The organism is Massilia rhizosphaerae, from assembly GCF_016093545.1.
Classification (GTDB): Bacteria; Pseudomonadota; Gammaproteobacteria; order Burkholderiales; family Burkholderiaceae_D; genus Telluria; species Telluria rhizosphaerae.
In genome coordinates, this window is record NZ_JADKYX010000052.1 from 1 (window position 1) to 1,008 (window position 1,008).

The 1,008-nt window shown below is 53.5% G+C and carries 1 rRNA gene; it reads right to left on the minus strand.

Annotated features, from left to right (window positions below):
• Positions 1–996: ribosomal RNA gene (locus ISF28_RS30215) — 16S ribosomal RNA — on the minus strand; the annotation flags it as partial.
• Positions 997–1,008: the final 12 nt, after the last annotated feature.

Consider the following 1,008-nt stretch of genomic DNA (forward strand, 5'->3'; position numbering starts at 1 on the left):
TTCCTGACATGTCAAGGGTAGGTAAGGTTTTTCGCGTTGCATCGAATTAATCCACATCATCCACCGCTTGTGCGGGTCCCCGTCAATTCCTTTGAGTTTTAATCTTGCGACCGTACTCCCCAGGCGGTCTACTTCACGCGTTAGCTGCGTTACCAAGTCAATTAAGACCCGACAACTAGTAGACATCGTTTAGGGCGTGGACTACCAGGGTATCTAATCCTGTTTGCTCCCCACGCTTTCGTGCATGAGCGTCAGTCTTGACCCAGGGGGCTGCCTTCGCCATCGGTGTTCCTCCACATCTCTACGCATTTCACTGCTACACGTGGAATTCTACCCCCCTCTGCCAGACTCCAGCCTTGCAGTCTCCAACGCAATTCCCAGGTTAAGCCCGGGGATTTCACGTCAGACTTACAAAACCGCCTGCGCACGCTTTACGCCCAGTAATTCCGATTAACGCTCGCACCCTACGTATTACCGCGGCTGCTGGCACGTAGTTAGCCGGTGCTTATTCTTCAGGTACCGTCATTAGCCCAGGATATTAGCCCGAACCGTTTCTTCCCTGACAAAAGAGCTTTACAACCCGAAGGCCTTCTTCACTCACGCGGCATTGCTGGATCAGGCTTGCGCCCATTGTCCAAAATTCCCCACTGCTGCCTCCCGTAGGAGTCTGGACCGTGTCTCAGTTCCAGTGTGGCTGGTCGTCCTCTCAGACCAGCTACTGATCGTCGCCTTGGTGAGCCTTTACCTCACCAACTAGCTAATCAGACATCGGCCGCTCCAAAAGCATGAGGCCCGAAGGTCCCCCACTTTCTTCCGTAGAACGTATGCGGTATTAGCGTAACTTTCGCTACGTTATCCCCCACTTCTGGGTACGTTCCGATGTATTACTCACCCGTTCGCCACTCGCCGCCAGGTTGCCCCGCGCTGCCGTTCGACTTGCATGTGTAAAGCATGCCGCCAGCGTTCAATCTGAGCCAGGATCAAACTCTTCAGTTCAATCTCTGTTTT